Source organism: Pseudoalteromonas mucoides, assembly GCF_049257175.1.
In the GTDB taxonomy this organism is placed as follows: Bacteria; Pseudomonadota; Gammaproteobacteria; order Enterobacterales; family Alteromonadaceae; genus Pseudoalteromonas.
The window spans coordinates 16,104-38,191 of the sequence record NZ_JBMMUC010000022.1 but is presented as its reverse complement, the minus strand read 5'-3'; the positions used below and the strand labels follow the sequence as shown (position 1 = coordinate 38,191).

14 protein-coding genes and 2 tRNA genes are annotated in these 22,088 nt (G+C 39.5%); 1 reads left to right on the top strand and 15 read right to left on the bottom strand.

The window, feature by feature from the left end; all coding sequences use genetic code 11:
• Nucleotides 1–43 precede the first annotated feature (43 nt).
• The 15 genes from AAEU30_RS19680 to AAEU30_RS19610 all read right to left on the bottom strand — a co-directional run bounded on the left by AAEU30_RS19680 (nucleotide 44) and on the right by AAEU30_RS19610 (nucleotide 21,126).
• Entirely contained in the window at nucleotides 44–4,885 is a 4,842-nt protein-coding gene (locus AAEU30_RS19680; protein WP_421962018.1) for an NAD-glutamate dehydrogenase, read from the bottom strand.
• A gap of 214 nt (nucleotides 4,886–5,099) precedes the next feature.
• Nucleotides 5,100–7,421: an efflux RND transporter permease subunit gene (locus tag AAEU30_RS19675; RefSeq protein ID WP_421962017.1), complete on the bottom strand. Its 2,322-nt coding sequence runs from the start codon at nucleotides 7,419–7,421 to the stop codon at nucleotides 5,100–5,102.
• Nucleotides 7,421–8,422 carry a YCF48-related protein gene (locus AAEU30_RS19670; protein ID WP_421962016.1) on the bottom strand — a complete coding sequence of 334 codons (1,002 nt, stop codon included), beginning with the start codon at nucleotides 8,420–8,422 and terminating at the stop codon, nucleotides 7,421–7,423. Before AAEU30_RS19670 ends, AAEU30_RS19675 begins: the two co-directional genes overlap by 1 nt.
• Before the next feature lie 123 nt (nucleotides 8,423–8,545).
• Nucleotides 8,546–9,910 (bottom strand): DUF1329 domain-containing protein, encoded by a 1,365-nt coding sequence (locus tag AAEU30_RS19665; protein ID WP_421962015.1) that lies wholly within the window; start codon nucleotides 9,908–9,910, stop codon nucleotides 8,546–8,548.
• Nucleotides 9,911–9,920: 10 nt separating this feature from the next.
• A complete protein-coding gene (locus tag AAEU30_RS19660) occupies nucleotides 9,921–12,035 on the bottom strand; it encodes a DUF1302 domain-containing protein (protein ID WP_421962014.1) in 2,115 nt (704 codons plus the stop codon).
• Between the two features lie 244 nt (nucleotides 12,036–12,279).
• Nucleotides 12,280–12,501, bottom strand: coding sequence for a DUF2835 family protein (locus AAEU30_RS19655; RefSeq protein ID WP_087532280.1), 222 nt, complete (start codon nucleotides 12,499–12,501; stop codon nucleotides 12,280–12,282).
• 2 nt (nucleotides 12,502–12,503) lie between these two features.
• Nucleotides 12,504–15,098: an aminopeptidase N gene (pepN, locus tag AAEU30_RS19650; protein ID WP_421962013.1), complete on the bottom strand. Its 2,595-nt coding sequence runs from the start codon at nucleotides 15,096–15,098 to the stop codon at nucleotides 12,504–12,506.
• Between the two features lie 43 nt (nucleotides 15,099–15,141).
• Nucleotides 15,142–16,605: a Na+/H+ antiporter NhaC gene (gene nhaC / locus AAEU30_RS19645; RefSeq protein ID WP_421962012.1), complete on the bottom strand. Its 1,464-nt coding sequence runs from the start codon at nucleotides 16,603–16,605 to the stop codon at nucleotides 15,142–15,144.
• Nucleotides 16,606–16,777: 172 nt separating this feature from the next.
• Nucleotides 16,778–18,811: a carboxy terminal-processing peptidase gene (prc, locus tag AAEU30_RS19640; RefSeq protein WP_421962011.1), complete on the bottom strand. Its 2,034-nt coding sequence runs from the start codon at nucleotides 18,809–18,811 to the stop codon at nucleotides 16,778–16,780.
• A 27-nt stretch (nucleotides 18,812–18,838) separates the two neighbouring features.
• Nucleotides 18,839–19,489, bottom strand: a complete 651-nt coding sequence (gene proQ / locus AAEU30_RS19635; protein WP_421962010.1) for an RNA chaperone ProQ — start codon at nucleotides 19,487–19,489, stop codon at nucleotides 18,839–18,841.
• A 14-nt stretch (nucleotides 19,490–19,503) separates the two neighbouring features.
• Nucleotides 19,504–19,782, bottom strand: a complete 279-nt coding sequence (locus AAEU30_RS19630; protein WP_421962009.1) for a hypothetical protein — start codon at nucleotides 19,780–19,782, stop codon at nucleotides 19,504–19,506.
• Nucleotides 19,779–20,240: a free L-methionine (R)-S-oxide reductase MsrC gene (locus tag AAEU30_RS19625; protein ID WP_421962008.1), complete on the bottom strand. Its 462-nt coding sequence runs from the start codon at nucleotides 20,238–20,240 to the stop codon at nucleotides 19,779–19,781. Before AAEU30_RS19625 ends, AAEU30_RS19630 begins: the two co-directional genes overlap by 4 nt.
• A 134-nt stretch (nucleotides 20,241–20,374) precedes the next feature.
• A complete protein-coding gene (locus tag AAEU30_RS19620) occupies nucleotides 20,375–20,761 on the bottom strand; it encodes a hypothetical protein (RefSeq protein WP_421962007.1) in 387 nt (128 codons plus the stop codon).
• A gap of 130 nt (nucleotides 20,762–20,891) precedes the next feature.
• Nucleotides 20,892–20,982, bottom strand: a tRNA-Ser gene (locus tag AAEU30_RS19615).
• 53 nt (nucleotides 20,983–21,035) lie between these two features.
• A tRNA-Ser gene (locus AAEU30_RS19610) sits at nucleotides 21,036–21,126 on the bottom strand.
• 252 nt (nucleotides 21,127–21,378) lie between these two features.
• Here AAEU30_RS19610 and AAEU30_RS19605 point away from each other — a divergent pair.
• Nucleotides 21,379–22,044: a Bax inhibitor-1/YccA family protein gene (locus AAEU30_RS19605; protein WP_421962006.1), complete on the top strand. Its 666-nt coding sequence runs from the start codon at nucleotides 21,379–21,381 to the stop codon at nucleotides 22,042–22,044.
• Nucleotides 22,045–22,088: the final 44 nt, after the last annotated feature.

Sequence of the window (22,088 nt, the reverse complement as noted above, 5' to 3'; positions counted from 1 at the left end):
GTAAGCTATTAACTCATTATTATCACGTTAGAAAACGCGTAAGTTATTTTGCCGGTGTATCACAATTATGGCTAAGTAACATAAGTTCACGCAATGCGACTGAGAACTTGGCAAAATCATGACTTTGCGAAGTTTTAAACTCAGCTAACATTTGCTCCCAACGTTTAAGTAATAAATCTTGACTGTCCATCCAATGATCAATTTGACTATCAACGTCTTTGTCATCACCTTCAAAGCCATTAAGTACCACTTCAGCAAGTGTACGTTGTTGCCAATCAAGCTCTTCACGGTACGATGCACGAGCAAGGGCTTGCCAATGATTTGCCACAGGCTGGTTGGTTATTTGGTCTAAGAACCAATGTAATCCCATACGCGCACCTAGCTTGAAGTAAGTGTTAGACACCATATCAATATTGCGTCCAGAATTATTCGCTACCTCTGCTAAATCCATCACAGAGAACAAGCTTGATAGTGCAACAATACGTGTTGCTAAATCAGCAGGTACGCCACTTTGGGTTAATTTTTCTGCAGATTGAACTAAACGCTCGCTTTCTTTTTCTACCATATAGCTATTTAAATTTTCGCTTAAATCGCTAAATGTAGGTGCAAAGAAGGCAATGGTTTGTTCAATATTTAACGCTTTATTACGATGACGTAAGAACCAACGTGTAGCACGGCGAACAGTACGGCGAAGTTGGTATAACATTTCTGTTTGCACCGCCGCAGGGATCTTATTATCAAGCGCTACAATTGCATCCCATGTATCACTCATTTGGAAAATTTCATTCGCAACAGAATAACACAAGGCAATTTCAGCTTCGTTTGCACCTGTTTCTTCTTGCATGCGCACCATGAAATTCAAGCCCATATCGTTAACAATATTGTTGGCTAATTTAGTGGCAATGATCTCTTTACGAAGTGGGTGATTATCCATTGCGTCATTAAACTTCTCTCGCAGTGGAGCTGGGAAAGAGTTAACTAAGAGTTGACGATAATACGGGTTTTCAGTGATCTCTTCTGTTACTAGCGATTCTTTTAGCACCATTTTAGAATATGACACTAACACTGATAACTCTGGACGGGTTAAGTCTTTTCCAGCGGCCGCGCGCTCAGCAAGTTCTTCGTCTGTCGGAATGAATTCAATAGCACGATTAAGTTTGCCATCTTTTTCAAGGGCATGAATAAAGCGTACTTTCTCTTTAAGAGTTGAAGAACCTTTAGATTGAGTAATCGACAGCGTATGTGTTTGGCGATAACAATCTTCTAATACTAATTCAGACACCTCATCGGTCATAGAGTAAAGTAATTCATCACGTTGTTTACGTGTTAAATCACCCGCCGTTACTAAACCATTCAGTAAAATTTTAATATTAACTTCGTTATCTGAGCAAGCAACACCGCCAACGTTATCAATAAAGTCAGTATTAACACGACCACCTTTAGCTGCAAACTCAATACGCCCTAATTGGGTCGCGCCTAAGTTACCGCCTTCACCCAATACTTTAGCACCTAATTCACCACCATTAATGCGCAGTGCATCATTGGCGCGATCGCCTACATCTGCATCACTTTCTTTGCTACTCTTAATGTAAGTACCGATACCACCATTCCAAAGTAAATCAAATTCCATCATTAGTGATGCTTTGATCAACTCATTCGGTGTCATGCTGGCTTTTTTAGTGCCCAACATTTTTTTCATTTCAGGGCTTAGGCTAATTGATTTAGCTGCTCGAGAGAATACACCACCACCGGCAGAGATTAAATCTTTATTAAAGTCTTCCCATGATGAACGTGGTAAGTTAAATAAACGCTCTCGTTCTGGGTAAGTAGCAGCTGCATCTGGCGTAGGATCCACAAAAATGTGCATATGGTTAAATGCCACTTGCAAGCGGATATGCTTAGATAACAGCATACCATTACCAAATACATCCCCCGCCATATCACCAATGGCAACCACTGTAAAATCGGTTGTTTGGCAATCAACATCCATTTCGCGGAAATGACGTTTAACCGACTCCCAAGCACCACGGGCTGTAATACCCATTTTTTTATGGTCATAACCTACTGAACCGCCTGATGCAAACGCATCACCCAGCCAGAAGTTATATTCATTCGCAATGCCGTTTGCAATGTCAGAGAAAGTTGCTGTGCCTTTATCAGCAGCAACCACTAAATATGCATCATCTTCATCATGACGAGTTACATCAACCGGCGGCACAATTTCACCTTGAATGATGTTATCTGTGATATCTAATAAACCACGGATGAAGATTTTGTAGCATTCTTGGCCTTCTTTGAAGAATGCCTCACGCTCGCTCGGCAATTGCTTACAAACAAAACCGCCTTTAGAACCAACAGGTACAATCACTGTATTTTTAACTTGTTGCGCTTTAACCAAACCAAGTACTTCAGTACGGAAATCTTCACGACGGTCTGACCAGCGTAAGCCACCACGAGCAACTTTACCACCTCGCAAATGAACACCTTCCACGCGCGGTGAGTAAACAAAGATTTCGAATGCCGGTAATGGTAATGGCATATCTGGGATCAAGCTAGGTTTCACTTTAAACGAAACATAGGATTTAAACTGACCAGTCTCATCTTTTTGGAAATAGTTAGTACGTAACGTGGCAATAATCATATCAACATATAAACGTATAATACGGTCATCATCTAGGTTAGCGACATTCTCAAGTTCAAGGTAAATTTGCGCAGCAAGCTTCTCGAGTGTTTTTTCACTCGCAGGACTTTTAACAGAAAACTTTTTAGCGAATAGATTTACAATCTGCGTAGCAATATGCGGGTAATTTGCAAATGTACTTTCAATATAAGTTTGCGAGAAAGTAACACCAATTTGGCGCATGTATTTAGCGTATGCACGTAAAATAGACGCTTCACGACCTGTTAAACCACCCATTAGCACTAAGCGATTAAAGCCATCATTTTCTAAACGATTACCCCAAACATTTGTTAATGCTGCACGAAAACGCGCAGAAACTTTATCAAAATCTGCAACACCTTGACTATCAAGTAACATTGAGAAATCCATGATCCAGTTTATACGACCATCACTGGTTTTAACTGAATAAGGTGTTTCACCAATTACACGAAGGCCAAAGTTTTCAAGCATTGGCATGACATCTGATAAATGGATAGGTTCATCTTTATGGAATAAGCTTAAACGTACAATGTTACTATTAGCTTCTTCTTGAGGACGATAAAACAGCATTTCTAACTTGTTTTCGTCGTTTAATAATTCAAGCTTTTCGATATCGACGACCGCAGCACTGGGTAATACTTCATCTTTATAGGCACGTGCAAAACCGCTGCAGTATTTACGATTTAGATCATTGCCACGAGCTTCGCCTGCAGATTCTAATAATGCTGCTTGTAGTTTATCTTCCCAAGTACGGGCCGCTTCAATTAAATTGTTTTCGATGTCTTTCACTTTATATTCGATATTGTTGTTAGTCACACGCACAGTGTAATGAGTTCGTGCTAATGTAGACTCAGAGAAGAAAGTAGTAAATTCGACTTTATCGTCAGAATTAAATGCGTTAGCTAATATTGATTGTGTCTCACGTCGTAGTGCTGTGTTATAACGCTCACGTGGTACATAAACCATGCACGAGAAAAAACGCCCGTATGCATCTTTACGCACAAATAACCGACACATATCACGCTCTTGCACTTGTAATACGCCCATTGCAACTTCTAACAATTCGTGCTCGCGAGCCTGGACTAATTCATCACGTGGATAGGTCTCTAAAATATTTAATACTGCTTTGTATGCGTGAGTACCTTTAGCAAAATCACACATATCCATAATGCGATTTATTTTGCTTTTTAGTACGGGCACATCAACTGCACTGTTATTATAAAAACTTGAAGAAAATAAACCGATAAAGCGGTCTTCTCCAATCACATTGCCGGCGTCATCAAAGCGTTTAACACCCACATAATCAATATAGGCAGGACGATGTACACGAGATATCGAATTAGTTTTTGTTAAGATAAGCTGATTGCTGCTACGCGCCTCAAGACGAGCGGCCTCAGGCAGCTCTGATAATAAACGCGCATGCTCATCAGTGGTGTTTTTCATTAAGCCCAGGCTAGTATCCATTTTGCCTTGCAGTTTATAGTCGCCTTGTACAGGTTCTAAGTCGTATTGGCGGTAACCCATTAAAGTGAAATTATCTTTCACTAACCAATCTAAAAACTCGACGGTTTCTTCAACTTCAACTTTGTTTTCAACATTTTTACGCTTTGCTAGCTCTTTACTTACTGCAATTAGCTTTTCGCGGATTGGCTGCCAATCTTCCACAGCAGTTGATACATCAACCATGACCGATTCAAGCTCTTGCTTAAATGAGTCAATCACTGACGAATCCGTTTGACGATCAATTTCAATAAAGAAAACAGTTTTAGTAGACGTTGATTCTTGATCGGCTTTTAAACTGGAGATAGCAGATATTTTACCATTTTTATCACGTTTTACTTTTAATGGAGAGTGTAAAAGTAAGTGAGACGCGATATTTGCTCGATTCATGGCCATACGCACAGAATCAACCAAAAATGGCATGTCTTTAGCAATGATTTCAACAATCGTGTGAGACGATTGCCAACCATCTTTTGCTACTTCAGGATTGAAAACACGGATCACCGCATCATCAGAGTTATTTTTTTCTAGCGAGTTCCATAGGCTAAGTGCAGCGCCATATAAGTCACTATCGTTGCGATGTGCCAAATCTTCTCTAGACATATTGCTGTACAAGGATTTGGCAAATTTCTCAACGAGTAACACATTATCAGCGTGAACTTTTTTCTGGATTAGCTTGCAGACATTATCTAGGATAACCGAGGCTTGCCCTTCATTTTGTGTCATTACATGTTCCTTAAATCTATACCCTTCTAAAATAGAGGGGAAATTTGTACAGCAATTTATATTGTGTGGAGTCAGCTAAATTCTAACCCTTTTACAACTAATAAACAGCCCTTTCGATGAAAACATTTTAAGCATTTCAGCTATTTGGTCATCTATTCACAAATTATAGATATAAATGGCCATTACTGGCCATTTAGGAGCAAAACTATTCACATTATTTTTTCTGGTCAGTCCACAGTAGACTGCCAATAGCGGGTAATAACAACACTGCACCCAACATATTCACCAAGAACATGAAAGTTAGTAAGATACCCATATCGACTTGGAACTTCAAATCAGAGAAAATCCATGTGCTCACACCAATCGCTAACGTTATGCCGGTGAATAAAACAGCACTACCACGCTCGGCTAATGCATTGCGATAAGCAATAGGTAACGCGACACCTTGCTTTAATTGCCCCATCATTGATGACAAGATATAAATCCCGTAATCAACCCCGATACCCACACCTAACGCGATAACAGGTAATGTTGATACCGTTAACCCTATTTGTAATTGCACCATTAACGCTTGCGCTAGTGTCGATACAACATACAAAGGTAAAACAACTGCAATTGTTGCTTTGACGCTCTTGAAGCTGATCAAACATAATATGATGACCGCACCATAAACATAAATCATCATTGGCAGTTGGGCAGCTGAAACCGATTCATTTGTTGCTGCCATCACCCCTACTGGGCCAGAGGCTAATTTAAACTGCAATTTATCTGTTTTCTCTTCAGCAGCAAATTGTTTAACACGGGCTATTACGTTATCAATCGTTTCAGCTTTGTGATCATCTAAAAAGATAATAACCGGCATAACTGAGCAATCACCATTTAATAAACCCGTGCTTGTTTCAACCCGCGCGCTAGCTTGAACTAAGCTTGCGGTATTACGCGGTAAAGTTTGCCATTTTAAATTGCCCTCGTTATACCCGGCATTTACTGATTGTGCTACCGAACTTAAACTGACCGCAGATTGAACGCCACTTAAGTTCTCAACCTTATATTGGAATCGACTAATACGTTCCATTACATCATGCTCAGTACAAGCTGCTGGGTACGCCTCAACAATAACTTTTAATATATCCGAGGAAATCGTGTATTTGTCCGATATTAAAAAGGTATCTTGGTTGTAACGAGCATCCTGATGTAACGACGGCGCACCAGCATGCAAATCCCCAATGCGCATTTTGTCTGCTTGCCAATAACCAACCGCAAACAGCACCAAGGTTAAAGCGATGATAACTTTTGCAATTTTAGGATCCGTCGCTTTTACTAACAACTCACGCAGAGCATCTAATACATTTGGTTTTGCTGTATTGCCCGCTTTAATTTTTACTGTGTTCTCAAAGCGCATGTAAGACGCCCAAACAGGGAGTAAAATCAAATTTGTAAAAATAATAACAGCAACGCCTAAACTAGCAGTAATCGCAAGCTCACGGATAATGCCAATATCTATAGTGAGTAACGTTAAAAACCCTACCGTATCGGAAAGCAAAGCAATACCACCTGGTACCAATAACGCCCTAAAGCTTGATTGGCAACAAATTCGTGTACTACGGCCCTCTGCAACTTTCTTACCTATGGCATTTATCATCTGCACACCATGGCTTACACCAATAGCAAAGACTAAGAATGGCACTAAGATTGACATAGGGTCTAGACCAAATCCTAAGCTTGAGAGCAAGCCTAATTGCCACACAACAGCAATTATTGAGCAAGCAATAGGCAATATAGTCAGTTTTAAGCTGCCACAAAACAACCAAACCATAATGAAAGTAAAGGCAATTGCAATAGCAAAAAACAGCACAACCCCTTTTGCGCCCTCAGCTATATCACCCGCCATTTTTGCAAAACCGATAATATGAATACTGACTTTATCTGTGCTCAATGGTTCACGAATTTGCGTTTCTAGTTTTTGTGCAAATGCCAATGTATCGAGCTTTTCTTGTGTTTGCGGATCAGTTTCTAAAAGTTGCGCACTTACCATGGCACACGAGTAGTCAGACGCTATCATTCGGCCAACAACTTTTGCTTTTTCGATGTTTTCTTTTACAACACCTAAGCCTTGTTTGTCAGCTTTAAAATTAGCGGGAATGATTGGCCCACCGGCAAAACCATCTTCAACAACTTCAACAAACCGAGCACTTGGAGAGAATATTGAGTTAACCAACGGACGGTTAACGCCAGGAATGAAATATAATTGATCGTGTACAGCTTTTAATTGAGTAAAAAACTCAGGATTAAAAATGTTACCACTGTCATCACACACCGATATTAAAATACTGTTGGCACCACCGAACTGCTTTTCATGTTTTAAATACACTTTCATGTAATCATGATTTAGCGGAATATTTTTGTTAAATGATGCATCAAGCTGAATCTGTGTTGCCTTAAATGCCAGTACACAGCTGATCACAACAAAAGCAATAATCATCATGAGACGATGACGAAATACTGCCTTTTCTAAAAAGTCTAATAAACCCTGCATTATGGAGTCATCTCCTTCACTTTAATGCCATTTTCTGATGCCATAACGAGTTGTTTTTTGAATAAAACAGCATCAAGTATTGATTTACCATCTGGTAATTGTTCTAAATTAAGCGAGCCATCTTTATAGTGAAAAATGACCCCACTATTTGCTAATAGCAACCAGCCATTTTTGCCAGTATCCAAAATACTGTTTATTGTCGCGGTTTTATCATTGCTAATATGCTGCCAATGAGTTTGTCCGGTACGAGTAAAAATGTTACCTCTTAAACCAGCAACAAGCTCTTCACCTTGCGTGTTTTGTCCGTATGCAAAAAAAGACCCTGGGTAAATTTCTTCATCTCGTTGCCAAGTTTTACCGTTATCTACACTGTGTGCTAATAAACCCATTTCACCCACCAGCATTAATTTATTGTCTGCTTTAAAAATTCGATTAAAATGGGGGAGAATAGAAGCCGTTTCCGCCTCATACCCTTGTGGGTCTGTTTCTTTTAGGTCATTGAGATAATCACGATCCTCGGCAAAAAGCAGGCTATCTAAAAATCGTTTGTTCCAATTTAAGCCACCGTCAAAAGTTTCATAAAACATACCATAAGCACCAACCGCAAAGCCGTGCTGCTTAGTATTAAATAATATGTCTAGGCATGGTTTATCAAGCGACTCTTTGACGTGTTGAAGTTGCCATTGTTCCCCACCATCGGTGGTGTTAATAATGGTGGCATCATGACCGCATGCCCAACCTTGTTGCGAGTCAATAAAATTGACTGCGGTAAGTAAAACTTGTGTTGGCACTGTAGCTTGATGCCACGTTTTAGTATCAGTACTTGTAATAACCGTACCATGCTTGCCGACTGCAACAAGTTTGTCACCATTAAATTCAATGTCAGTTAACAGTGTTTTATCAGCTTTTGTTGCGCTTATTGCAGGCAGTGGCTCTGCTGCCGACAGTACAAAAGTAAGACTTGCTAAGGTACTTAACCCTGCATAAAGCAAATACTTCATAGTTTAAAATCGCCTTGAGGAGAGTGTGTTTGAAAAAGACATGCAAATGGAAAAACCAGAGCGTGTCAGAAAGACAAACGCGGCTTGAAAAAGGCACCTAATTTATTAGGTGCCAGTTAAATTTTAACGACCTGCGCGACGTAACGCGTTAGACGTAAATTCATTATCATTAAACGATTTAGAAAAATCGTACATTTTTTCTTGGTTATCCAAACCAATTGCTAGATAACGGCGAGAGTTCAAATCATGGTATACGTCAAGCGTACTCCAGTTTGTTAATGCATCATAATAGTTAAGACCATGCGCCATAGCCACACGATACATTTGGTCACGATTATCATAAATATCAGTTACATGAATTTGCCAGCTGTCTTCATCAATATAAAAAACACGCTTTTTATAGATGTGACGAGTGTCTTCTTTTAAATCTGCTTCTACCACCCAAACACGGTGTTTTTCATAACGCACATGCTCAGGGTTAATGTGACCGGCCATTAAAATATCATCATACTCTAGCTTATCACTGTGTAATTTATAGCTGTTGTAAGGAATATAAAGCTCTTTTTTACCTTTAAGCGTCCACGAGTAACGATTAGGTGAGCCATTAAACATATCAAAATCATCGGTAGTACGTAAGCTATCAGCTGCTGTACCCGGTGCGTCATAAGCAACATTTGGCGCACGACGAACACGACGTTGGCCAGTATTATAAGTCCAAGCTTGGCGAGGAGTTAATATTTGGTCCATGGTTTCATGCACTAACAGTGCAGTACCGGCAAGGCGCGCAGGTTGCGTCACTTTTTGTTTAAACTTAAACAGAATATTAGACTCTTGTAGCTCGGCCGGCGTTGCTTTTGGATCAGAGTACTTAACCAGTAGCTGCTCATCAAAACCAACCATATTATAAGAGCCCGATGCGGTTGGGGCTGCTTGACCACCAAAACGTTCAATCGACAAACCACGATAACGTAATAAGTGGTTCCAAATAGCCTCTAAACCATCTTTTGGAATGGGAAAAGGAATACCAATTGCAGTATTTTTTATACCATTACCGCCTTCAATTAACTCCGCAGTTGGCGCATATTGCTTCGTTGCATCATACACAAATTGTGGGTTAGACGCGCTACGGTGAGTTTTGTAGATATTCATTTTAAATGTATCTGGGTAGGCTTCAAACAAAGCAACTTGCCCAGGACTTAAATTTTCTTTGTACTTATCGACATTTGATTTATCTATTGTAAAAAGTACTTTGTCATCTGCATACGGGTCAGGGTGATGCATACCTGGTGTATAACCAGCTGGTGCCTTAGTTATGCCCCCCGTCCAAGCTGGAATTGAACCATCGGCATTTCCGGCTTTTTCGGCGCCAACAGGCGTTAAGTCTTTACCTAAACGGGCAACTTCTTCTGCAGACATTTTTGCAACAACTGCCGTAGTCGAAAGTAAACCACAAACAGCTAATGCGATGAGGGTAGGTTTTTTTATCATAATGATACCCTTAAATTGAATATTTAATATTGAAAGAAACGTAATCACGGTCAGAGAAAGTATTTGTTTCGCCACCACCCCAAAACGAGTTGTAGCTAAAGTCAAACGACCATGCATTTTGATAGTTGAAGTTAGCAGTAACACCTAAAGACTTACGATCTTCTATAAATAAAAACATCGGATCAGGTGTAATACCATTTACATCATGTGAAAACACAAAGCGAGGTGAGAAGTTAACCCCTTTAAAGAAGTTATAATAATCACCCTTTGCAATTAAACGATAACCCCAAGCAGATGCAGTCGGGAATGGGTTCGTTTCTGGGCCATTTGATAAGCCTAAATGCAAGGTAGAATAATCATCAGTACCTGGCCCCGTAATTACACCACTACGCCCAGTACCAGAAACATTTAAACGCAATTCATCGTACTCTGGCATATCATTAATTCTAACACCACCTACTTCACCCACAACAGCCCAACTATCAGCACCAAGCGATGGGCCAAATAAGTGTGTTGCTGTAAATTGAAGCTGTGCTGTGTTTCTTAAAATATAACCTGCAGCAACTTGCCCTGGTGCAACAGCACTAGTTACCACGGTTCCATCAGATTGAGTGGTTTGTGCATTACCTGGCACTTGTGATATACGCTCAAAGTCAGGCCGTAAGCCTGCCACAGCTAACTGTTCAGGCATACCTGCGTACAATAACTCCACGTCATCAATTTGCAATGGTTCATCTTGGCGAAACGCAAATTCACCAGCAAAAGCAGTTTCACCTAATGATGTATTAAAACTAAGCCCATATAATTTGATATCTTCGGGGTATTCTAAAACACCTTGGGTGAAAGCATTTAACTGGGTAATGTTATCTTCTGTGATTTCGCCCGACAAAATAGTCGCGATATCTTGGCCAACAGCAGCTGTAGAGAAATCAGATACCTTACCAGAAATTAAAGGGCGACGACTGTGATAATTAATATGATAAAGCGCAACTTCAGTATCATTTAGTTCAGGTAAAAACATACCTAGGCGTAAGCCATACTGACCACCATCTTTAGGATCAGTTTTACCGGCACCACCTTTGCCTTTCAAGGCAACTTTAGTCGGATAAGCTAGATACATCTGGCTCATCATTGCTTTACCTTGCTCACTGGTTGGATCGACACCTTGTGAACGAACAATATCATCTAAGCTGTTTAAACTATTTGTTAAGAACTCCAAATCAATATCAGGGTTTGAAGTAAAACCTAATTGGATATTCTGCTGATAACCATTTTCAGAAGCAAAGTCATTAGTTGAAAAATAACTACCAGCGGCAGGCAAGCGTGTTTCATGCCATTCATATTGATAAAACGCTTCAAGGTTTAAATTTTCAGTTATGCCTAAAGACGCCCATAACATCCCTACCGGGATAAACGCTTCTTTAAGTTCCGCACCAGGCGCTTTTAAACGATCTATATCAACAGGGTTAACGTTAATACCATGAGAGATTAAAGTACTTTCCCCCCAGTTAACCACTTGCTGACCAAGGCGGATTGAAAGCGGGTTATTACCATCATTCAAATCAAAATTGGCCCAAACATAGGCATCAAGTAAACGCAGATCAGCACACACTTGCTCTTTAGTGTCGTCGTCATCACATGGATCGACGCCACCACCTGATGTTGGATTAACATAGGCGCGGTCGCCATCCATTAATTCAAAATCATAAAAATACATAAAACGAGTAAATAAGCCAAAATTGTCTTTGCTTATAGATAGGTCATGTGTGCCTTTGAGTAATTTAGAAAATGATTCACCGCTATCAAAGTTTAAATCTCCTGCATCACCATTATTAGAATAAGCACCGGGTTGTGCCCACACATCTTGTGAAGAATAAACAATGTTGTTAATTGAAGGGTTATAACCACTCCAATCAAGTGCAGGGCTATTACTTTTACCAATCAGCGCAAAGTCACGGTCTTCTATACGTATGCTTTGTCCATAAGAAAAGTTTGAATCGAACGTAACGTCAAAGCCACCAACATCAAAGTTAGCGGCTTGAGCTACGCCAGTGGATAAACCTAACGTAGCAGCTGCTAGGCCTAAAACTATTTTGTTTTTAACAAAAAGCGATCTTCTTATCATTGTGTGTTTCCCCCTGTCGCGGGTCATTTTGTGATCAAGTTGTTGTTTTTAGTGTAGTAGTAACGATAGAACCGAAACATAAAAATTACAAATAGAACGCGTTGAAACAACCATTAATTTACAATTTAGTTGGCGTTTACGTAATGGTAAGACGTCCTACCAGATAATTTATACACGTAAATTAACAATAGGACAAATTTAATTAACAAAAAGATAATATAAATGTGGAATTATTTTAAATTTATTAGCTTACTCGTTCTAGCCTAATAAATTGATTTTCAGCTGTAAGGAGTAACCGAAACCGCCCTCTAACTCCCAAAGATGAAATAAAAGGTCGTAAATGATGGGCGGCAAAACGTACTGTTTTTCCGCCATCCTCAGTTACTTGTACTGATGTATATTTACCATCGTAATAATCCATACATTGCTTATACGTCAAGTTTAGTAAAAAGTAATACTCGCGCATGCTTAATCTAATGCTTTCTCAACTTTCTCAAATAAATCATCACTGAGATTTTCCAGTTTTGACAAACGTTCTAGCTGAGCTTTCATTGCCATTGAACGTGTATCATCGTAACGCCGCCATGACATAAATGGTGTAAGCATTCTTGACGCATTTTGCGGATTTATCGCATTGAGTTTAATCAGCAAATCGCCTAATAGCGCATAACCTGCTCCATCAATACGATGAAACTGTGCAATATTAAAGTGACTAAAACTGCCAACCAGCGCACGTACACGATTAGGATTCGAAAAATCAAAGCACGGGTGTTCATACAAGTTTTGAATATGTTTTATGGCATCAGGCTTACTTTGCATAGCTTGTAATGCAAACCATTTATCCATAACCAGGACGTCATGGCGCCATTGGCCATCAAAGCCATTTAACAATTCATCTGTTAATAGGTGCTGTGCTTTGACTGCTGCACTTAATGCCGCTAGTACATTAGTCATATTTGTTGACTGAGCAACTTGCGATAGATACGTCGTTACGCGATTATCTTCGGTTTTAGCCAAATAATGTAAACATTGCCCTTTTAAAGCTCGAACTGCAACTGCATTGGCATTAATTGAGCCATCATCATGAAGTTGATTATAACAATTATGTAGTGCTGACTGCAGCTCTTGAGCAAGCTGTTGCTCGAACCTCTCAGTGACATCTAAGATGCTATCTACAGGGATAACATCAAACTCTGCAGCTATTGTATCAAAACTTGGCAACTTTAATAGTTCTGCTGTCAGAGCTAAATCTCCCTCTAAATTATTAATTAATGCTGTAAATACACTAATAACAGCATCACTTAACTTCACTTCAGTTGGTGTCTCTATAGCTTGTTTGACTGCCATAACAAAGAGTTTTTGCTGTGCATCCCAGCGCGAAAAATCGCTACGCGCATAACGCATGATATGCAATAAACTCGCTTCATCTGTTGTGTGTTCAACAATACAAGGGGCTGAAAAGTCCTCTAATAACACAGCAACTGGCTTTTTAGTTAAACCATCAAACTTAAATTCCTGCGAGCACTCGGTAACATTAAGGACAGAATCAAGCTCTTCACCATTAAATGATAAACCAATGCTCTGCCCATTATCATCAAGCAACTCGATTGCAAATGGAATATGTAAAGGCGCATTATCGGGTTGATTTACTGGGGCAGATTGCACAATAGATAAGGTCAAAATACCCTTATCTTTATCAAAAACTTGCTTAACGCTTAATCGAGGTGTACCTGCTTGGCTGTACCAACGCTTGAACTGGGTTAAATCAATGTTTGACGCATCTTGCATTGCTGCTACAAAATCATCACACGTGACCGCTTGACCATCATGACGCTCAAAATACAGCGCCATACCTTGTTGGAACTTTTCTTCTCCAAGCAAGGTATGCATCATACGAATAACTTCAGCGCCTTTGTCGTACACAGTTACCGTGTAAAAGTTATTCATTTCAATAACTTTCTCTGGACGAATTGGATGAGACATTGGACCTGCATCTTCACTAAATTGATGTGTGCGCATTACTTTTACAGCATCAATTCGATTAAGTGCTCGTGACCCCAGATCACTACTAAATTCTTGATCACGAAATACCGTGAGCCCTTCTTTTAACGATAGCTGAAACCAGTCTCTACAAGTAACGCGATTACCAGTCCAGTTATGAAAGTATTCATGACCCACAATAGATTCAATTGTATGGTAATCTTTATCTGTGGCGGTTTCTTGATTGGCTAATACACATTTAGAATTAAATATATTGAGGCCTTTGTTTTCCATCGCCCCCATATTAAAGAAATCAACCGCAACAATCATATAAATATCAAGATCATACTCTAGATTAAATCGCTCTTCATCCCATTGCATAGACTTCTTAAGTGATGCCATTGCGTGTGGCGTTTTAGGTAAGTTCCCTTTATCTACAAACAAAGCTAGCTCAACATTACGACCACTTTTGGTGACGTAGTTATCGGTTAAAACATCAAAACTACCCGCCACTAAAGCAAAGAGGTAACTTGGTTTTTTGAAAGGGTCTTGCCATTTTGCAAAGTGTCGACCATCATCCAGTACACCCTCATCAACTTTATTACCGTTAGATAATAGATGCTCAAATTTCTGCTCTGCAATTATTGTTACATCAAAGCTAGCCAACACATCAGGGCGGTCTAAGTAATAGGTTATTTTTCTAAATCCTTGCGCTTCACACTGAGTGCAATATGCCCCTCCTGATAAATACAGGCCTTCCAAGGATGAATTAGTATCCGGCGAAATGTTCGTCACAATCCTGAGCTGACAACTCTCAGGCAAGTTTTTAATTATTAGTTGTTCGTTCTGTTCTTGATAATCAGCGTAATCATCCCCGTCAACTTGAATAGAGAGTAAGGTTAGATCAATACCATCTAGGATTAAATCAGCGTTACTATTATTGGCTCTGACAAGTTGTAATACAGACGTCACTTGTGTATCTAATGGGCTGAGTTTAAATGTCAGATCGACATGCTCTATATTAAAATCGGGTGCTTGGTAATCTTTTAGATATTGCGCTTGAGGTTTATTGCTTGCAGTCATAGGTAAACTCCAAAGAAGCTCCCCATAAAGAGGAGCACTAAATTTAAGCTTGTTGTTTAGGTTTGATGCGTAAAATTTTAATACCTAAATAGGCGTAAACAACGGCTAAGAATGGGTTGATTAAGTTAAAAAACGCATAGAATAAATAATCAAATGGATTAACATGCAATACACTTTGCATGTAAGCTCCGCAGGTATTCCAAGGGATCAACGGGCTGGTAATAGTCCCACCATCTTCAAGTGTTCGAGATAAGTTAACAGGCTTTAAACCTCGTTTTTCATATTCGTCTTTATACATGCGCCCAGGCACAACAATCGCAATATACTGATCGGCAGCGATTACATTTGTACCAATACACGTAGCAATAGTAGCTGTAATTAAAGAGCCTGTGCTTTTGGCTATTTTTAAAATGCTTTTAACAAAAATATCCAGTAAACCGGTTTTCTCCATAATGGCACCAAACATTAGTGCTGTCATGATCAGCCACGTAGTAGTTAACATACCAGCCATACCACCACCGCTGAGTAAGGAGTCCATTTTGTCGTCACCTGTAACAACTGAAAAGCCATCGAAGAAGGTGCTCCATATTAATTTAAAGTAACCAATGATTTGACCTTGTGATACATCAATTTGGCTAGCGATTAAGTCTGACTGGAATAACATAGCCCAGATTGCGCCAATCACAGCTCCAATTGAAATAGCTGGGAATGCGGGCATTTTTCTAATCGCTAATACGAGTAAGACAATTAATGGCACAAGCATTTCAATGCCAATGTTAAAATTTTGCTCTAGAATAAGGGTAATTTCATCAATACGACCAGCTTCATTTTCGGCACTGGCATTAAAACCCATCACAATAAATATGATTAAAGCGATAATAAAGCTGGGTACTGTGGTCCATAACATATGATGAATATGTTCAAATAAATCAGCGCCAACAACAGCAGGAGCCAAATTGGTTGTTTCAGATAAAGGGCTAAGCTTATCACCAAAATAAGCCCCTGATATAACCGCACCAGCAGTAACTACTTGATCTAATCCTAAACCGGTTGCAACCCCAAGTAATGCAGTACCTATGGTTGCCGCTGTGGTCCATGAGCTGCCTATACTCATCGCAACAATGCCACAAATTAAACAGCTAGCTGCATAAAACCAACTCGGATCGATAACTTGTAAGCCATAATAAATTAATGTTGGCACGGTACCAGAAAGCAACCAAGTACCAATTAAAGCACCTACCATAAGTAAAATTAGTATCGCCCCCAAAGATAAAGTGATGCCTTCTATCATTGCATCTTCCAGCTTTTTCCAGGTATAACCGTTTTTAAGGCCTATTAAAGCTGCTGTGAATGTTGCAAACAATAATGCAATTTGGTTCGGCCCTGATGAAGAGCTATCACCAAATAAATAAACCGCTGCACCTAATAAACAAATTAACACTGAGATTGGTATCAGTGCATCCCAAAAGCTGGCTTGTTGCACGGTTTTTTCTTTTTGTGGTATCAAAATTGGAACTCCTACACGTAGCAATGTACGCGCTTAATTATTATTTTTTAGCACTGTTAACCATTTAAAACATAGTTTTTATCAGCGTTTAATCGTCGATTATAGCAATTCATGTTGCTTTAGGCAGCAAAAAAGGCGCTAATGCGCCTTTTTAGAGGTAATATTCTCGCGGTTATTTTTTCGCGATTCGGCCAAATTTAATATAGTCTTGGGTAATTAGTGCCGCTTCTTCTAAAAACGGGTCTAACTCGTCAAGTATTTCTGGTAAATCATCCAAATTTTCAACTGGCTTTTCACCTAAGCGTGCTAACCGCTCGTTAGTTCTTGCTAACGCGCGAGCTTCATTTTCATCCTTTTCTTTAATCCGTGCTGCCTCAACTAAAGAAATAGTCTTACGATCTTTTTCTTCTTTGTAGCGAGTAATGTCTTCAAACACATAATTAAACTCAGGTTCGCTTTTAATACGCTGCGCATGTTGTGTAGCAATGTAACTAATTGCAGGTTTTAAATTATCGACCGAATTATACTTAGCACGAATAATACTGTCCCAAGGCAATGCATTATCTTCTTGGCTTTCACCCCAGTCAGCAGGGTCTATCGCTGATGGAAATGAAATATCGGGGATCACACCTTTGTGCTGAGTACTGCCGCCGTTAATGCGGTAAAATTTAGCAATTGTATACTGTACGCTGCCTAATGGGTTGTCGTACAAGTCATATGCTCTACCCAACCCTTTATGTTGTTGTACAGTACCTTTACCAAACGTTTGCTCACCTATTACCACTGCACGCCCATAATCTTGCATTGCAGCAGCAAAAATTTCTGATGCCGATGCACTGTAACGGTCAACTAATACAGTCAAAGGACCATCATAAAATGTAACGCCGTCTCTGTCTTTTTGCTCTTCGATGCGATTGTTAAGAGTATGAATTTGCACCACAGGGCCTTGATCAAAAAACAAGCCTGAAAGTTGTGTTGCTTCATATAGTGAACCACCACCATTTTGACGTAAATCAATAATGATTCCATCAACTTTAGCTTCTTTAAGTTTAGCAAGTTCAACTTTTACATCTTTGGATAAGTTATTGTAAAAACCAGGTATTTCGATTACACCAATTTTGCTGGTTAAGTCTGAATACTTCGCTTCAAAGACCTCTGATTTAGCAGCTCGATCTTCTAAACGAATTTTATCGCGGGTAATTTCTACAACTTTTGGAGTGCCGTGTGCATCAGCGCCTTTTAGGTATTGCAAGCGAACTTTAGTGCCTTTAGGCCCTTTAATTAAGTCAACTACATCATCTAAGCGCCAGCCAATTATATCGACAAATTCTTCGCCGTCTTGTGCAACACCAATAATGCGATCGTCCGCTTTGATTTGCTCAGATTTATCAGCAGGACCACCTGGTACTAGGCTGCGTATTACAGTGTAATCTTCATCATAACTTAGTACAGCACCAATACCTTCTAACTCAAGATCCATGTCCATCTTGAATTGTTCAGCGCGGCGCGGCGAGAGATAAGATGTATGAGCTTCAATGCTTCTAGCAAATGAATTCATCACTATCTGGAATGCATCTTCGCTATTGGTTTGCACTAAACGCTTTTGTGCATTGTGGTAACGTTTGGTCAGTACTTCTTTAATACCTTGCCAATCTTTACCCGTCATTTTTAAACGTAGCGCGTCATACTTAACGCGTTCACGCCAAAGCTCGTCAAGCTCTGCTTGAGTTTTCGCCCATGCAGCATCTTCACGATCAAAATAATACTCATCGTCTTTATCAAATGTCATTTCTTTTTCAAGCAAGCTAAGCGAATAATCATAACGCTCAAAACGACGTTTCATACTTAAATTAAAAATATCAAACGTAAAATCTAGCTTACCTGTAGTTAATGCATTATCAAATTGGTTGCGGTATTGCTCAAACGAGGCAATATCCGCAGCCAAAAAGACGCTTTTATTAAAATCAAGGGATTCGATATAACGGTCAAACACTTTACTAGAAAGTTCGTCGTTAAAACGAATGGGTTTGTAATGTGCACGAGTAAATAAGTTCGTCACCCGTTTGCTAGCCGTACTATGTTGACTTTCTTGCTTAAGAACCGGCAAGTCTTTTTGTGTCAAAACATCAGCGACTTCAGCTGATGCAAATAATGAACCCGAAAACAGGGCCGCGACTAACGGAATGAGCGTAAACTTCTGACTCATACACAACTCCTTAATTTTATATACAGCTTAAATGATATACAGGCTGTCTGCTTTTGTTTTAACTTGCATACCCGTTACTAATTCAACATGAACATCATCTTTGTTCACTTCAGTAATAGTGGCATTAACAAGGGCTTGGCCAAGTTTAACTTTAACTTTGTTATTAACCTTGACCTCACTCGCTGGTAAAGGTTCAATTTTACCTGAACGTTTTGCCGGCGCAGCTTTAGCTGGTGTATTGTTACCTTTAGCGTTTTTATCACCATTTTTGGCAAAGTGGCTAGGTTTCTTTTTGTAAGATTTTGTATCTGAATCATTGCGAGGGCGTTGTGGCTTTTTACGTTTAGCCATTTTTGCACGGCTTTCTTCAAGCGCTTTTTGCGCGTGATCAATGTGCTCTTGCTCTACTTTCTCGCCTTGATTACCATCAAGATCAATACGGAATTCAGACTTAGTGACAGCTTCAAGGTAACGCCAGTTTGAAGTATACTTTCTAAGCGCTTGACGCACTTGAGTTTTACTTACTTTTTCTGACCCTTCAATACGCTCAGCAATATCTTTAAAGATACCTACTTTCAGCGGTTTGATACCGTCTTTTTGTTTAAAACATTGTGGAAATTCTTGGTATAAGAATTCCAATACTTCATTAATATCTTTTAGCTTGTTTGTGGTTTCCATCTTAGAACCTTTTGTTACATCTTTTCATCGATTGATGAATCGACATAGTGTATTACCCAGTCGGTTAACTCTTCGAACTCAGCCTCAACAAGCGCCATATCGCCACGAAGGTGTTCCCAAATACCATTAATTATTTCGTCGATTAATTCACATTCTAGGTCATCTGGTAGACGTTCCCATGCGATGTGAATTAAATCATTTAGCGTTTCCGCTACGTGTTCTTCATCTCCTTCCCAGTCACCTACATCGGCGATGGCAAACAGATAATCCTGTACATTTAGTAAGTCTTTCATGCAAGCGTAGCCTCAAAACAGGCAACCAACGCTTCTAGACCTTGCTTATCTTCAGCATCAAACCGAGCAATACTCGGACTGTCGATGTCTAAAACAGCATAAACCTCACCATTTTTATGGATAGGTATCACTATTTCAGAATTTGACGCAGCATCACAGGCTATATGGCCTGAAAATGCATGTACATCTTCAACGAGTTGAGTTTCTGCAGTCGCAGCGGCTGTTCCACAGACCCCTCTTCCAACTGGAATGCGTATGCACGCAGGGTTACCCTGAAACGGACCTAGTACTAATTCTGATGGGGAATCCATTAAATAAAACCCCGCCCAATTTACATCGTCTAATGATGTAAACAACAGCGCGCTTATATTTGCCATGTTGGCTATAATGTTAGTCTCACCAGTAATTAGCGACTCAGTTTGTTTAACTAATGACTGGTAAAATTCTTGCTTTTGCATACCAAACTACTTCTTATCAAACATACAGTAGCTAAAGGTACTCTTTGTGGCCAATAATTGAAACCTTTTCAGGGCAAAAAAAAACAATTTACCCTAAATTTCAGTATGCTTGGTTAATAAATCTGCTATTGGGCTCAGTCTTTTTTTAATGCGCCTTTTCTTAATCCATATAAAAATAAACCCGCGGCAACAGCAGACATTGAGGTATTAACTAAAAAGACCATTCCTTGTGTTGCACTAAGTAAATAACTAAAGATAGCACCACCGAGTAATCCAAGTGTTAGCACACCTGAATAATTTACCTTAGCGTATTTAAACATCAATAAATAACCGGGCACCACAAATGCTGCCATGGTTAAACCGACGATATGAGCATTGGCAATGGCACTCATGAGTAAGTTAAAGAAGATAGTGAGCGAATCACCATTTAAGGTCAGTGCGTAATAAGCACCTAATAAACTACCGATAATAATGGGAGAAAGTAGCGACAACGCAACGCTCTTTGCAAGTTTGTGTTTCATTAAGCGTCCTAAAACATGAAATTAATTAAGTTAATCATGCATCATGTTTTGGTAGTTCGAAACAGAGACTATGGTCGTAATTATGTTTCATCAGATATAAAAAAACCCGCTAAAAGCGGGTTTTGATATATGGTGGAGAGATAGGGATTTGAACCCTAGAGGGGCTACAAACCCCTGCCGGTTTTCAAGACCGGTGCATTCGGCCACTCTGCCATCTCTCCGAAACTACTATAAGTCACGAGTAAGAGTGTACTCATAACTATTTTAAATTAGGTGGTGGAGAGATAGGGATTTGAACCCTAGAGGGGCTACAAACCCCTGCCGGTTTTCAAGACCGGTGCATTCGACCACTCTGCCATCTCTCCGACGGCGTGCATAATAGATAAACCCATGCTCTTTGTGAAGCTTTTTTTGCAAAAAACTTTTCAAGTGCTTAAAAAACAATTAATTTGCGTGCTCTTTGCACAAACTAGCTGAATAAACGTACATATTGGAACTTTTATATTTATTTAATGGTCTATTGAACTACAAACATTTGCCCAAATATATAAGTCTTGATAACCTAACTCTAGTTAATTATCGGAACTACAACAAGTTTCACTTAAAGGAGCTCTACAATGGCATTTAATCATTCGTACAATACCGCTAAACCGGTTATGTCGACCATTGAAACAAACAAGGTACTTAAAAATACCTATTTCTTACTGGCCATGACATTAGCATTTAGTGCAGTGACGGCTGGTATCTCAATGGCATTACAACTACCTTATTTTATGGGGTTAGTTTTTACGCTTATTTCTTTTGGCTTGTTATTTGTAGTCAATAAAAAAGCGGATAGCGCATCTGGCGTAGCTTGGGTATTTGCATTCACAGGCTTAATGGGCGCAGGTTTGGGTCCAATGTTAAACTATTACGCAGCGATGCCTAATGGCCCTATGTTAATTATGCAAGCATTAGGTTCAACTGCGCTGATTTTCTTTGGTCTATCTGCTTATGCACTTAACACCAAAAAAGACTTCTCATTTATGGGTGGTTTCTTAACTGTTGGCTTACTAGTGGTGATTGTTGCAAGTATTGTTAATATTTTCATCGGCAGTTCACTGATGTTTATGGTACTTAATGCCGCAGTTGTATTAATTATGTCAGGCTTAATCCTATTTGATACAAGCCGAATCATTAACGGTGGTGAAACAAATTATATCCGCGCTACAGTGTCTTTATACCTAAGCGTGTATAACTTATTTACTTCATTACTGGCCCTGCTTGGCGCAAATAATGACTAATTAAAAAGTTCTGTTAAAATAGCCCCTCTTTAGGGGCTTTTTTT